This window comes from Nocardia sp. NPDC057663, assembly GCF_042799895.1.
GTDB lineage: Bacteria > Actinomycetota > Actinomycetes > Mycobacteriales > Mycobacteriaceae > Nocardia.
Window position 1 is genome coordinate 647,977 of record NZ_JBHVHX010000001.1, and the last position, 13,684, is coordinate 661,660.

Genomic DNA, 13,684 nt, shown 5'->3' on the forward strand with positions numbered 1-13,684 from the left:
ATGATCGAAGCCATGACAGGGGAAGCTGACATCCGCGACGCGGGCGCTGTGCGAACACAGTGCTCGTACTGCGGCGTCGGCTGCGGCATCAGCGTCCAGACCAAGACCGATCAGTCGGGCGCGCGGTTGATCGCGAAGGTCAGCGGCGACAAGCTGCATCCGGCGAACGCGGGCAGGCTGTGCACCAAGGGCGCGACGCATGCCGAGATGATGGCCGCCCCCGGCCGGATGGAGTCCGCCTACCACCGTCCCGAGCGCGGTCAGGTCCCCGTCCCGCTGCCGGTCGACGAGGCCGTCCACGAGACCGCCACCCGGCTGCGCGCGATCCTCGACGAGCACGGGCCCGACGCGATCGCCCTCTACGTCTCCGGCCAGATGTCGCTGGAGGCCCAGTACCTGGCGACCAAGCTGGCCAAGGGCTACCTGCGGACCAAGCACATCGAAGCCAATTCGCGACTATGCATGGCCAGCGCGGGCACCGGCTACAAGCAGTCGCTCGGCGCCGACGGCCCGCCCGGCTCCTACGACGACTTCGAGCACGCCGATCTGTTCTTCGTCTCCGGCGCGAACATGGCCGACTGCCACCCGATCCTCTACCTGCGGATGGCCGACCGGCTCAAGGCGGGCGCCAAGCTGATCGTCGTCGACCCGCGCCGCACCGAGACCGCGGCCCGCGCCGACCTGTTCCTGCAGATCGCGCCGGGCACCGACCTCGCGCTGCTCAACGGCCTGCTGCACCTGCTGGTCGCCGACGGCGCGATCGACACCGCCTTCATCGCCGAGCACACCGAGGGCTGGGACGCGATGCCCGAGTTCCTCGCCGACTACCCGCCGGCCAGGGTCGCCGAGCTCACCGGCCTGGCCGAGGCCGACATCCGCACCGCGGCGATGATGATCGCCGACGCGGGCGAGTGGATGTCGCTGTGGACGATGGGACTCAACCAGTCCACTCACGGCACCTGGAACACCAACGCGCTGGTGAACCTGCACCTGGCGACCGGCGCGATCTGCCGTCCCGGCAGCGGCCCGTTCTCGCTGACCGGCCAGCCCAACGCCATGGGCGGCCGGGAGATGGGCTACATGGGACCGGGCCTGCCCGGCCAGCGCAGCCTCCTCTCCCCCGCCGACCGGACCTTCGTCGAAACCGCGTGGGACCTGCCCGCGGACACCCTGCGGACCGAGGCAGGACCCGGCACCATCGACATGTTCCGCGGCCTGGCGGACGGCGAGATCAAGGCCGCCTGGATCATCTGCACCAATCCCGTCGCCACCGTGGCCAACCGCAAGACGGTGATCGCGGGGCTGGAGGCGGCCGAACTGGTCGTCGTGCAGGACGCCTACACCGAGACCGCCACCAACGCCTACGCCGATCTGCTGCTGCCCGCCACCCTGTGGGCCGAAGCCGATGCGGTGATGGTGAATTCGGAGCGCAACGTCACCCTGCTGCAGCAGTCGGTCGATCCGATCGGCGACGCGCGGCCGGACTGGTTGCTGATCGCGCAGGTCGCCACGGCCATGGGCTTCCCCGGTTTCGACTTCGCCTCGAGCGCCGATGTGTTCGCCGAGCTGCAGCAGTTCACCAACCCGGCGACCGGCTACGACCTGAGCGGCATGAGCTACGAGCGGCTGCGCGAGGGCCCGATGCAGTGGCCGTGCCGCGACAGCGATTCCCCACGCAACCCGATCCGCTACGTCAACGACGGCACCCATCAGCCGCTGCATATCGACGCGGACGGCACCACACCGCGCCTCGCGTTCGCCACCCCGAGCAGGCGTGCGGTGTTCTTCGCACGCCCGCACATGCCCGCTGCCGAACTGCCCGACGACGACTATCCGTTCCTGCTCAATACCGGCCGCTTGCAGCATCAGTGGCACACGATGACCAAGACCGGCAAGGTCGCCAAGCTGACCAAGCTCAACGGCGCACCGTTCGTCGAGGTGCACCCCGAGGACGCGCGGCGCCTCGACCTGAAGCCCGGCGACCAGCTCGAAATCGCCTCGCGCCGTGGCCGTGCCGTGCTGCCGGTGCAGATCAGCGATCGGGTGCGGCCCGGTGATTGCTTTGCTCCTTTCCACTGGAACGACGAACAGGGCGAATATCTGACGATCAACGCGGTCACCAACGACGCGGTGGACCCCGCTTCGCTGCAGCCGGAGTTCAAGGCATGCGCGGTGGCGCTGCGCCGGGTCGGCCCGGCCGCCGCACCCGAGCAGGCACCGGCACAACCCGTTCAGCTGCCTGCGCAGCCCGCCACCCATCCGCTGGCCGGGATCCTGGGCCTCGACGCGGGCACCTCGCCGACACTCAGCGAGACCGAGCGCATCTACCTCGGCGGGTACCTCGCCGCACTGCAATCGCTGCCGGTGACCGGACAGCCGGTGCTGCCCGCGAGCGCGCCGCTGTCGGCGCAGTCACGACTGTGGGTCGACGGGCTGCTGGCCGGCATGTACTCCCGCACCGCCGGTGCCGCAACCGAGGTCGCAGGCGCCGATGCCCCGGCCGCCGCCCCGGTGACGGTGCTGTGGGCCTCCCAGACCGGCAACGCCGAGGAACTCGCGGCCACCGTCGCCGCGCGCCTGTCCTCGGCCGGCTTCCTGCCGTCGCTGCTCGACATGGACTCCTGTGAGCTGTCGGCGCTCACCGGCGACATCCTCATCGTCACCAGCACCTTCGGCGACGGCGGCCCGCCCGACAACGGCGCCGACTTCTGGACCCGGCTCGAAGACAGCATCGTGCGCCTCAACGGCGTCCGCTACGCGGTGTTCGCCCTCGGCGACTCCTCCTATGACGACTTCTGCGGGCACGGCCGCAAACTCGACCGCCTGTTCGCCGAGCGCGGCGCCAAGGCACTGGTGCCGCGGGTCGACAGCGAACCCGATTTCGCCGATGCCGCGGAGCAGTGGCTCGACGACGTGCTCGCCGTACTCGGTGGCTCGGCCGCCGACGGCGCCGGACCGTCGGACCCCACCGGGGGTGGCGCGACCCCGATCCCGAACGATGACGCACCACGCCAGGGTTTCGGCCCCTCGCTACACATGCCCGCGGGTCGCGGTGGAGCGATCGTGCTCGACCGTCCGCTCACCGCCGCGCCGAGCCGCGTGCAGCGCGCCGCGCCGGCACCCTTCACCCGCCAGTCGCCGGTCCGGGCGACCCTGATGCGCAATGAAACGCTCAGCGCGCCGGGTTCGCCGAAAGAGGTGCGGCGCTTCGGCTTCGACCTGCACGACCTGGCGGCGAGCTACGAGGTCGGCGATTCGCTGGGTGTCCTGCCCGCCAACGGCACCGAGCTGGTCGAAGAATGGCTCACCGCCACCGGCCTGGACGGCCGCCGGGTGATCGAGCTGGACGACCGCGAGCTCACCCTCGCCGAGGCCCTGCGCACGCACTACGACATCACCAAGGTGAGCCAGGATCTGCTCGGCTTCATCGCCGAACGCAACCCGCACCCGCAGCTGGCGAAGCTGCTGCGCCGCGACAACCGCAACGAGCTCGCCAACTACCTGTGGGACCGCCAGGCCATCGACGTGCTGCACGACTTCCCGGTGCGCACCGACCTGGTCGACTGGCTCGGCGCACTGAAAAAGCTGCAACCACGCCAGTATTCGATCTCGTCGAGCCCGCTGACCACGCCGGACGAAGTGCAGCTGACCGTGGGTGTCGTCCGCTACGGCGATCCGGTGGGCGATTCCGCCCGGCGCGGCGGCGTGTGCTCGACCTTCCTCGCCGACCGGGCGGGCGCCGAGGTGCCGATCTTCCTGCAGCGGGCACCGCATTTCCGCCCGCCGCTCGACCCGAATGCCCCGATGATCATGGTGGGTCCGGGCACCGGTATCGCTCCTTTCCGTGGATTCCTGCACGAACGCCGGGCCATCGGCGCGACCGGACGCAACTGGCTGTTCTTCGGCGACCAGCACGCCGCCCAGAACTTCTACTACCGGTCCGAGCTGGAGGACATGTTCCGCTCCGGCTTCCTCACCCGCCTGGACCTGGCCTTCTCCCGCGACCAGCGGGAGCGGATCTACGTGCAGCACAGGATGATCGAGCACGGCGCCGAGCTGTGGTCATGGCTGCGCGACGGCGGCTACTTCTACGTCTGCGGCGACGCGGCCCGGATGGCCAAGGACGTCGACGACACCCTGCTGCGGATCGCCCAGATCCACGGCAAGCTGGACGAAGCCGGCGCCCTGGCCTTCAAGAAGCAGCTCGTCGCCGAGAAGCGCTACGTCCGCGACGTGTACTGATTCACGCCGCCCGCACCGCAGGCGGATTCAGCCGGGTGAAGTCGGGCAGGCGGTGGTACGGGTAGTACGGGTACGGGGGTGTGGTCGCGCTCGCCGCGTCGAGGGCGGCCAGGTGCTCCGGATCGAGCTGCCAGCCGACGGCGCCCAGGTTCTGGCGCAGCTGTTCCTCGTTGCGGGCGCCGATCAGGACAGTGGCGACGGTCGGCCGGGTGAGCAGCCAGTTGAGGGCGATCTGCGGGACGCTGCGGCCGGTGTCGGCGGCGATGCGATCGAGGACGTCGACGATGTCGTAGAGGTGTTCGTCGTCCACGGGCGGACCGGCCTGCGCCGTCTCGTGCAGCCTGCTACCCGCCGGAAGTGGCTGGCCGCGACGGACTTTGCCGGTGAGCCTGCCCCAGCCCAGAGGGCTCCAGACGACCGCGCCGACGCCCTGATCCGCGCCGAGCGGCATCAGTTCCCATTCGTAGTCGCGGCCGACGAGTGAGTAGTAGACCTGGTGTGCGACCGGCTTTTCCAGGCCGAGTTCCGTAGCGGTGGCCAGCGCCTTCATCAATTCCCACCCGGCGAAGTTGGAGACGCCGAGGTAGCGGATCTTGCCGGCGCGCACGAGATCGTCCAGGGCCGTGAGGGTTTCCGCCAGCGGGGTGCCCGCGTCGAAGGCGTGTAGCTGGAACAGGTCGAGGTAGTCGGTGCCGAGGCGGCGCAGCGAGGCGTCGACCGCTCGGATCAGCCTGGCGCGGCTCGCGCCGGCCTCGTGCGGGCCCGGTCCTGTCGGCAGGGCCGATTTGGTCGACAGCAGCACCTGTTCGCGCCTGCCCTTGATCGCCGCGCCGAGCACCTCCTCCGAGGCGCCGTCGGAGTAGACGTCGGCAGTGTCGAACAGGGTGACACCCGCCTCCAGGCTGATGTCGACCAGGCGCCTGGCCTGCGCCGCATCGGTATCGCCCCAGGCGCTGAACAGGGCGCCACGTCCGCCGAAGGTGCCCGCGCCGAAACCGAGCGCGGGAACGAGCAGACCCGATGCGCCGAGCCGCCGGTACTCCATGAGAACTCCTAAGGGGTCTATAGTTCCGTTAACACTTCGGACAGTACACCCGATGCGCGCTAAATGAAACAGGAGTTCCGTTATGAATCACGATGTGGCCTGGCCGGGGTCTGTTCGCCCAGGTGGACGCACTGCCCGGGTCCGTGAGTCCGTCCTGCAGGTCGCCGGTGATCTGCTCGCCGACCGCGGGTTCGCCCACCTCGATCTGGCCGAGGTCGCCGCGACGGCCGGGGTCGGCAAGACCACGGTCTATCGCCGCTGGCGCACCCCGGCGGGGCTGGTCGCCGACCTGCTCGTCGACATGGCCGAGCAGTCGCTGCCCCGCACCGAAACCGGCACCCTGCTCGCCGACCTCACGGCCAATGCCCGGCTGGTCGCCAAGACCCTCGCCGACCCACGGCAGGGCAATGTGTTCCGTGCCGTCATCGCCGCGGCCACCTGCGACGAGGTCACCGCCGCGGCACTGCACACCTTCTACGACACCCGGCTCACCGAATGGGCGCCCTGCGTCGACGCCGCCGTCGCGCGCGGCGAAGCGCCCGCCGGCACCGACGCGCGGGCGGTGCTGTCCGCCGTCTCCGCCCCGCTGTACTACCGCCTGCTCGCTAGCGGCGACCCCGTCGACGAGGCCGCCGCCGACCAGTCGGCCAAGGCCGCCACCATTGCCACGATCGGCGGAACCTTCGTCCGCTGAGCTCCTACTTCGAGACGAATTCGCCCAGCACGCGCTGGTATTCGGCGAGATCGGGCTCGGTGTGGATCTTGGGGTTGTCGCCCTTGGTGAGCGCCGAGAACGGGCAGTCGGGCGTCGACTTGCCCGACATCTGCGCGGTGCCGACCTTGCGACCGGTCTTGGCCTCGCGGATGGTCACGTCGTAGCGGCCCTGGTACAGCGGCAGGCTGCTGCCGGTGAACTTGCAGTCGGTGAGGAACGTGCCGTCGTCGGGTTCGTCGAGGCAGGCGATCAGCTGCACGTCGGCGGGCTTCAGCTCGCGGCCGCCCCATTCACGCGGTGTGTCGAAGCCGCCGATCTCGGCCTTCGACGTCCCGACCTGTTCGTCGACGAAGGCGACCACCGGATGCGGCGCGGGCCCGGTGAATTCGGCCGCGGTCGGGAAGAACTTGCCGCCCATGTCGTGGCAGGCCGACTCCATGTCGCTGATGTCCGCCAGCGTGCCCTCGTGTTCCTTGGGCGTCCAGAACGTCCAGAACATCGCGTAACCGACGGCACACACGACGGTCACCAGCGCGGTCGCCCCCACCGCCTTGGACTTGCCGAACAGCGGGCCCGTGGCCCCGGTTCGCTTGCGCACCATGGCGACAACGATCGCGATGAGCGGCCCGAGCGCCAGCAACGCGAAGATCACCCCCACGAGCACGCTGCCGTTGGTGAAGGCCATCCAGGAAAACAGCCCGGCCAGCGCCATCAGGATCAGAACAACTTGCAGCACAACGAAACCCCCCAGGTCGAACGTCAAACGTGGTGCGACCGTATCAAACCCGGCGGTCCGCTGCGGTCGCGGTCGTCTGCCAGCCGGGGTCGCGACCGGTCAGGCCGAGCAGGCGCGCGAAGGCGGGCGCGTCGTCGGGAACTGCGACTACCGGGCCGAACAGACCGGGCGTGCCGGACGGGTCGGTGTCGCGCAGGAATTCGTGCAGGATCGGCAGATAGCCGGGATCGACCGTCACGGACTGCCCGGTGGCGACCGCCAGATCCCAGGCATGGATGGTGACCTCGTCGAGGGCGACCATCGCCATGACCGCGGCAGGCAGCACGACGCCACCGGCCTCGGCGTCGCCGTCCCAGGCCGCGGGCGCACGCCACGCGGCAGTCAGCGCGTCGAGCTGCGCGGGGATCAGGGCGCGCCAGCCGGCGGGCAGCGGGTCGTCGAGGCTGGGCGGTGCCGACGTGCCGTCGGACTCCTTGGTCGCGGCCTGCCGGAACGCCTCGGTCAGCCCGACGACGTGGGAGAGTAGCGTCCCCACGGTGGTGTCGGCGCACGGCGTCGGCGCGGTGAGCTGGTCGTCGGCGATGCCGGCGACGACGGTGGCGAGCGTGCGGGCGGCGGGGGCGAAGTCGAACTGCGGTTCCATGTGCGCTCCTGAGCGAGGACGGACTGCCTACACCGATATAGACGGACCGAGCACTGTGATCTCATCGCCGTGCGGGTTGCCGAGCGGACCGAATCGGCGGACGCTGGATGGCGGAACGATCAGCGACACCCGTGCGAGGCGACGACCGAGGAGCACCGATGATCGACTACGAAACCGCCCGGCCGCTGGACGAGGTCCCCGAGGCCGATCGGATCGAACAGGAACAGTCGGCCTTCAGCGCCGACGACCCCGATGACCCCGCCTTCATCGATGCCTCCGATTACTCCGCCGAGATGGCGGCCCATATCGACCGCGATGCCGACACCGCGAACGCCGCCGACGTGATCGAGCAGACCATCCCCGTCCCGTTCGACGACGAGTTCGTCGAAGGCGAGGAGCCGTAGCCGATAGGCGCTGTCGGCGAAGCCGTCGACAGACCTGCGCACGGCCGGAGCGAATGCGGAGGTACGCCTAGCCCGCGATCTTCGCCCGGACGGTCGCGTGCAGTTCGCGCAGGCTGGAGCGCTCGGTCGCGACCTCGAGCACGCGCAGTCCGTGCGCGTCGCCTACCAGCTCCACGCCCAGCTCGTCGAGGTCGACCTGGCGGTGCGGGATCCGGTAGGCGGCGCACAGGGCCGCCAGATCCATGCCGTGCGGGGTACCGAAGACCCGCTCGAAGACGCCCGCGTACTGCGGGTCACCCTGCTCGAGCAGTTCGAAGATGCCGCCGCCGTCATCGTTGGCGACGACGATCGTGAGGTTGTCCGGGCGTGGTTCGCCGCGCCCGATCAGCAGGCCCGACGCGTCGTGCAGGAAGGTCAGGTCGCCCATCAGCGCGACGGTGCGGCCCGAGTGGGCCAGCGCGGCGCCGACCGCGCCGGAGACGGTGCCGTCGATCCCGGCGACGCCACGGTTGGACAGAATCCGCACGCCGGGCCGCGGATGCGAGACCAGCGCCGCGTCGCGGACCGGGTTCGACGCGCCGAGCAGCAGCTGATCGCCTTCGCGCAGCGCGTCCATGACGACGGCGGCCACATGCAGGCCGGTCGCCTTCGGGTGCGTCGACAGTTCGTCGCGCACCACCGATTGCGCCTGCCGGTTCAGCTCCGCACAGCGGGCCAGCCACTCCGGGCGTGGGGCGCCGGTGGTCACCGCGCGGGTACCGGTACCGACGACATTGCCCGAGACATCGGGCCAGCGCGGGCCGGTGGTCAGCGCGAAGACGGTGACATTCGGATCGGCGAGCACCCGCGAGACCTGACGGTGCAGGGTCGGGCGACCGGTGATGATCGCCTGCGTCGGCTTCAGCAGCGGCAAGGCGAGCGGGTGCAGGGCGGGACCGTGCATCGGCGCCGTCGGCTCGGCCACCGTCGGCAGCTCGGCGAGTTCGGGCAGCAACCGCGCGCCGTGTCCGGAGATGACCACGGTGTCGGGCGTGAGGTCGATGTCGAGCGGCACGTCGAGGGTGGCGTACTGGGTCGAGGTCCATGGCCGTTCGTCGGAACGGCCCGCGGGCAGCGGATCGTCGGACAGCTCGGGGACCAGCGGCTCGCGCAGCGGGATGTCGAACTGCACCGGACCGGCGTTACCGGAACGGGTTCCGCGCGCCGCGGCGAGCACCCGGCACACCGAGGAGCGCCACACGCTGTTCTGGCGCGGATACGCCGACTCCCCCGCCTCCGCTTCGGCGAGCCCGAGGCTGATGGTGGCGCGGACCTGGCTGCCGAACAGCCCGAGCTGCTCGACCGTCTGATTGGCGCCGGTACCGAGCATCTCGTAGGGCCGGTTCGCACTGACGACGATCAACGGCACCCGCGCGTAATTGGCTTCCAGCACCGCGGGCCCGAGGTTGGCCACGGCGGTACCCGAGGTCATCACGACCGGCACCGGCCGCCCGGACGACACCGCGAGGCCGACCGCGAGGAAGCCTGCGGTGCGCTCATCGATGCGCATGTGCAGCCGCAGCTGCCCGGCCGCGTCCGCCGCCTGCAGCGCGAAGGCCAGTGGGGCGTTACGCGATCCGGGGCACAGCACCACCTCGCGGACGCCGCCGCGCACGAGCTCGTCGACGACCACTCGTGCCTGCGCAGTTGACGGATTCACAATCCCAGAGTGTCAGACGGGGGCACACCCGTCTGCCCCCGGCCCGCGTTGGCTACGTCACCGCGCCGAGTTGCGCACTGTCGTCAACGCCGCCGGAGCCATCGCAGGCGGGTTCTGCCCGATAACCAGATCAACAATTCAGAAATGAATCTGGCGACGGGTTTCGCACCCGTCGCCAGATTTCAAGACCATCCCGAAAAGGAGCAGGTCGGTATCTCGATCAGATCACGCGGCAGGCGCGGTGAGTTCCTGGATACCGGTGATCGCCTCGATGATGTTGACCACCGCGGAGGTGCCGCTGTCGATCGCGCCGCTGCCCGACTCGAGCACGCTCGAACCGGCGGCCGAACCGCTGAGCACGCCGGCCGAGCCGGTGGCCACCCCGGCGAGCTCGGCAGATCCGGTGGCCGAACCCGTTTCGGCGCTGGCGACGGCCGGGCCGAAGAACATGACAGCGGCGGCAGCGGTGACACCGGCGGCGGCGAGAGTCTTGCGAGAGATCATGATCGACTTCCTTTCGACCTGCGCAATGCAGTCTTTTACGTCCGTACCGAGCGGAAGGAGTATTTCGGGAATTTCCATTTCCGAATCCGCTCGATTGGCAAGGTAATCGATCCGGCGCGGCGATAGCCAATCGTTCGCTGCGTGCGCGTAAGGCGAGGAATTGACGGCAACCCGCACTTTCCCTGCCGTTCATGTACGGGGTGCCATGGCTCACATCCTGCCGCGCGGAATTTACCCGCGACCGGGGATCTGTGTGGCCGCGCCCGCGCAGCACCCCGTTACGTGAGTGTGGTCACTCCGGCACACGAAAGGCCGGTGCGGTTCGAACGAACCGCACCGGCCTCACGAGACGATACTTGCGGGGGCTACCCCGCCGTGGGACTCAGCCCGCGTGCTTCTGCACCAGGTCGGCCACGCGCGGCAGCGCCTCGACGACGTGCTTCTTGGCCGAACCACGCATGGAGGAGTACACCTTCTGCAGGGCGGGACGGCTCGACGACTCGGCGCGGGCGTCGGTCACGGCCAGCAGCGACTCGGCGACCTCGTCGGACTTCGCGGTCAGCAGGTCGGCGAACGTACCTGCGCCCGAGGCGGTGAATTCGGCCCAGTACGGCTGGAGCTGGTCGAGCAGCTTCGGCGCGAGCGACGCCAGCGCGTCGGGAACGATGGTCGGGCTGATCTTCTTGACCGCCGCGTAGCCACCCTTCACGGCCAGGCCGGACGCACCACCTTTGTCCGAGACCTCGGCGTCGAGAACCTCGACGGCGTCGGCAAGAAAAGCCGGACGCTTGGTGTCGTCGAGCAGGGATTCAGACAGCGCTGCAACCACTTTCAGGTTCCTCCGGATCGGTTCGTTGAACAAGCAGCCGCAACTATACGCACCGGGTGCGGGAAACATGCGATGACGGCTCGAGCTGCGGTGTTACGACCTCGTACCGGTCCGCCGGGCGATAGGGCAATAATCGTGGTCGTGACTTTCGATCCGAAGCTGTGGCGGCCCGTCCCCGGGTTCGAGGACCTGACCGACATCACCTACCACCGACATATCGAGCAGGGCACGGTGCGGGTGGCGTTCGACCGGCCGGAGGTGCGCAACGCGTTCCGCCCGCACACCGTCGACGAGCTCTACCGCGCGCTCGATCACGCGCGGATGTCACCGGATGTGGGCGCGGTGCTGCTCACCGGCAACGGACCGAGCCCCAAGGACGGCGGCTGGGCCTTCTGCTCCGGCGGTGACCAGCGCATTCGCGGACGCAACGGATATCAGTACGCCGACGGTGAGACCGCCGACACCGTCGACACGGCGCGCGCGGGCCGGCTGCACATCCTCGAGGTGCAGCGGCTGATCCGGTTCATGCCCAAGGTCGTCATCGCGCTGGTCAACGGCTGGGCGGCAGGCGGCGGGCACAGCCTGCACGTGGTCTGTGACCTCACGCTGGCCTCGCGCGAGCACGCGCGGTTCAAACAGACCGACGCCGATGTCGGCTCGTTCGACGGTGGTTACGGCAGCGCGTATCTGGCGAAGATGGTCGGGCAGAAGTTCGCCCGCGAGATCTTCTTCCTCGGCAGGCCGTACACGGCCGAGGAGATGCACCAGATGGGCGCGGTGAACAAGGTCGTCGACCACGATGAGCTGGAGAACGTCGCGCTGGAGTGGACCGCCGACATCAACGGCAAATCGCCGCAGGCCCAACGGATGCTGAAGTACGCGTTCAACCTGCTCGACGACGGCCTGGTCGGCCAGCAGCTCTTCGCGGGCGAGGCGACCAGGATGGCGTACATGACCGACGAAGCGGTCGAGGGCCGCGACGCGTTCCTGGAGAAGCGCAAGCCCGACTGGGCGCCCTACCCCTGGTACTTCTGAGAACGGACGGCCCCCATGGAAATTCTCAACAGTCGGATCATCGTGCGGCCCAGCGACTATGCCACCACGCTGGCCTTTTACCGGGACGGCCTCGGACTGGCGATCGCGCGGGAGTACCCGGGCGGCACAGTGTTCTACGCCGGGCAGGGGCTGCTCGAGGTCGCCGGGCACGGCGGCAGCGGGGAGCCGGGCCGCTTCGACGGCGCGATCTGGCTGCAGGTGCGCGATGTGGCCGACGCGGCGGCGGAGTTGGCGCTGAAGGGAATTGCGATCGAGCGCGCGCCGGAGCTCGAACCATGGGGGCTGTGGGAGATGTGGGTGCGTGACCCGGACGGTGTGGCGATCGTCCTGGTACAGGTTCCCGCCGAACATCCGATCCGGCGGGATCCACGCTGGTCGGCGGAGTGAGCGAGTGGCTGTTGCGGCGGATCCGAGTTGCCGATCCGGGTCCGGCCGCGCACGATAGCTGCGAGCAAGCGCCCGACCGCCGTCGTCCGGACCGCAGTGCGAGTTGTCGTCCACCTACTGAATCGCAGTCGCTATGCCTGGCTTTTGGCGAACCGTTTCCCGGCAAACCGACCCGTTGGCCGGGTCTCGTCGGTCGCATGACACGATCGAAGCCGTGAGGGAGCGCAGCAAGCTGTATCGGGAGGTGGTGGCGTGAGTAGAACCCTGCGGACGCTGCAGATGCCGACCGGTTCCGGTGTCGGCGAAGTGCTTCCCCATCTGCGTCAGGCGCTCGACGGCAGCGGTCCGGCGTGGCTGCCGATTCCGACCACCGATCGCCGCGAGGCGCGCAGGCTTTCCGACGCGCTCAAGCCGGGCGATCCGATCGACGACGATGTCGCCCTGGTGGTGACCACCTCCGGCACCACCGGCATCCCCAAGGGCGCGCTGCTGGGCGCCGAAGCCCTGCGGGCCAGCGGCAATGCCACCCACGACCGGCTCGGCGGACCCGGCAGCTGGCTGCTGGCACTGCCCACCCACCACATCGCGGGCATCCAGGTGCTGCTGCGCAGCATCCTGGCGGGCACCGAGCCGACCGTGCTCGACGTGTCGGGCGGGTTCCTGCCCGAGGCGCTCGCCGGGGCTGTCGCCGCGATGCGCGGACCGCGCCGCTACACCGCGCTGGTGCCGACGCAGCTGATCAAGTCGCTGGATTCGCCGGTGGCGGCGAAGGCGCTGGCCGAACTCGACGGCGTGCTGGTCGGCGGGGCGGCGACGCCGCTGCCCGTCTACGAACGCGCGCGCGACGCCGGCATCACCGTCGTCCGTACCTACGGGATGAGCGAGACCTGCGGCGGGTGCGTCTACGAGGGCGTGCCGCTCGACGGCACCGAGGTGCGGATCGAGGACGGCCGGGTGCTGCTCGGCGGCGCGATGATCGCCCGCGGCTACCGCAACCTGCCCGACCACCCCGCCTTCGCCGAACCCGGCTGGTTCCGCACCGAGGACGCGGGCACCTACGCGGACGGCGTGCTCTCGATCACCGGCCGCCTCGACGAGGCGATCATGACCGGCGGGCTGCTGGTGATTCCGCAGGTGGTGGAGGCCGTGCTGGCCAATCACCCCGGGATCAGGGAGTGCATCGTGCTCGGCCTGCCCGACGAGCGGCTGGGTCAGCGGGTCGCGGTCGCGATCGTCCCCGCGCCCGGTGCCGCGCCGACGCTCGACGAGATCCGCGCGCACGTGGTCGCCGAACTCGATTCGATCGCGGCCCCACGTGAGCTGGCCGTGCTGGCCGAGATCCCGCTGCGCGGCCCCGGCAAGCCCGACCGGGCGGCCCTGCGCGAACACCTGCTGGCCAACACCACGCACTGACGCTTGCGGGG

At 69.7% G+C, this 13,684-nt stretch carries 12 protein-coding genes; 6 read left to right on the forward strand and 6 right to left on the reverse strand.

Features of this window, described 5'->3' with window-relative positions; all coding sequences use genetic code 11:
* Window positions 1-12 precede the first annotated feature (12 nt).
* Window positions 13-4,242: a molybdopterin-dependent oxidoreductase gene (locus tag ACFVAV_RS02900; RefSeq protein ID WP_379028891.1), complete on the forward strand. Its 4,230-nt coding sequence runs from the start codon at window positions 13-15 to the stop codon at window positions 4,240-4,242.
* A gap of 1 nt (window position 4,243) precedes the next feature.
* On the opposite strand, the gene ACFVAV_RS02905 is transcribed toward ACFVAV_RS02900, so the two are convergent.
* Complete coding sequence (locus tag ACFVAV_RS02905) at window positions 4,244-5,287, reverse strand: aldo/keto reductase (RefSeq protein ID WP_379028894.1); 1,044 nt, start codon at window positions 5,285-5,287, stop codon at window positions 4,244-4,246.
* Between the two features lie 82 nt (window positions 5,288-5,369).
* On the opposite strand from ACFVAV_RS02905, the gene ACFVAV_RS02910 reads away from it, so the two are divergent.
* Window positions 5,370-5,981, forward strand: coding sequence for a TetR/AcrR family transcriptional regulator C-terminal ligand-binding domain-containing protein (locus tag ACFVAV_RS02910; protein ID WP_379028897.1), 612 nt, complete (start codon window positions 5,370-5,372; stop codon window positions 5,979-5,981).
* Window positions 5,982-5,985: 4 nt separating this feature from the next.
* On the opposite strand, the gene ACFVAV_RS02915 is transcribed toward ACFVAV_RS02910, so the two are convergent.
* Window positions 5,986-6,738 (reverse strand): hypothetical protein, encoded by a 753-nt coding sequence (locus tag ACFVAV_RS02915; protein WP_379028900.1) that lies wholly within the window; start codon window positions 6,736-6,738, stop codon window positions 5,986-5,988.
* Window positions 6,739-6,781: 43 nt separating this feature from the next.
* Window positions 6,782-7,381 (reverse strand): TIGR03086 family metal-binding protein, encoded by a 600-nt coding sequence (locus ACFVAV_RS02920; RefSeq protein ID WP_379028903.1) that lies wholly within the window; start codon window positions 7,379-7,381, stop codon window positions 6,782-6,784.
* Between the two features lie 158 nt (window positions 7,382-7,539).
* On the opposite strand from ACFVAV_RS02920, the gene ACFVAV_RS02925 reads away from it, so the two are divergent.
* On the forward strand, window positions 7,540-7,785 hold the full coding sequence (locus ACFVAV_RS02925; RefSeq protein WP_379028906.1) for a hypothetical protein: 246 nt from the start codon (window positions 7,540-7,542) through the stop codon (window positions 7,783-7,785).
* A gap of 67 nt (window positions 7,786-7,852) precedes the next feature.
* On the opposite strand, the gene menD is transcribed toward ACFVAV_RS02925, so the two are convergent.
* The 3 genes from menD to ACFVAV_RS02940 form a co-directional block, all read right to left on the reverse strand.
* Window positions 7,853-9,484, reverse strand: coding sequence for a 2-succinyl-5-enolpyruvyl-6-hydroxy-3-cyclohexene-1-carboxylic-acid synthase (menD, locus tag ACFVAV_RS02930; protein WP_379028910.1), 1,632 nt, complete (start codon window positions 9,482-9,484; stop codon window positions 7,853-7,855).
* A 225-nt stretch (window positions 9,485-9,709) separates the two neighbouring features.
* On the reverse strand, window positions 9,710-9,988 hold the full coding sequence (locus tag ACFVAV_RS02935) for a hypothetical protein (protein WP_379028913.1): 279 nt from the start codon (window positions 9,986-9,988) through the stop codon (window positions 9,710-9,712).
* Window positions 9,989-10,370: 382 nt separating this feature from the next.
* The gene (locus ACFVAV_RS02940) at window positions 10,371-10,817 is read right to left on the reverse strand and encodes a DUF6918 family protein (protein ID WP_379028916.1); all 447 of its coding nucleotides are present in this window, start codon (window positions 10,815-10,817) and stop codon (window positions 10,371-10,373) included.
* 141 nt (window positions 10,818-10,958) lie between these two features.
* Here ACFVAV_RS02940 and ACFVAV_RS02945 point away from each other — a divergent pair, with 141 nt between their 5' ends.
* From ACFVAV_RS02945 to menE, 3 genes are all read left to right on the forward strand, one after another.
* Window positions 10,959-11,852 carry a 1,4-dihydroxy-2-naphthoyl-CoA synthase gene (locus tag ACFVAV_RS02945; protein ID WP_316576188.1) on the forward strand — a complete coding sequence of 298 codons (894 nt, stop codon included), beginning with the start codon at window positions 10,959-10,961 and terminating at the stop codon, window positions 11,850-11,852.
* Between the two features lie 15 nt (window positions 11,853-11,867).
* Window positions 11,868-12,260, forward strand: coding sequence for a VOC family protein (locus ACFVAV_RS02950; RefSeq protein ID WP_379028919.1), 393 nt, complete (start codon window positions 11,868-11,870; stop codon window positions 12,258-12,260).
* A 279-nt stretch (window positions 12,261-12,539) separates the two neighbouring features.
* Entirely contained in the window at window positions 12,540-13,673 is a 1,134-nt protein-coding gene (gene menE / locus ACFVAV_RS02955; RefSeq protein WP_379029937.1) for an o-succinylbenzoate--CoA ligase, read from the forward strand.
* The last annotated feature ends 11 nt before the right edge of the window (window positions 13,674-13,684 follow it).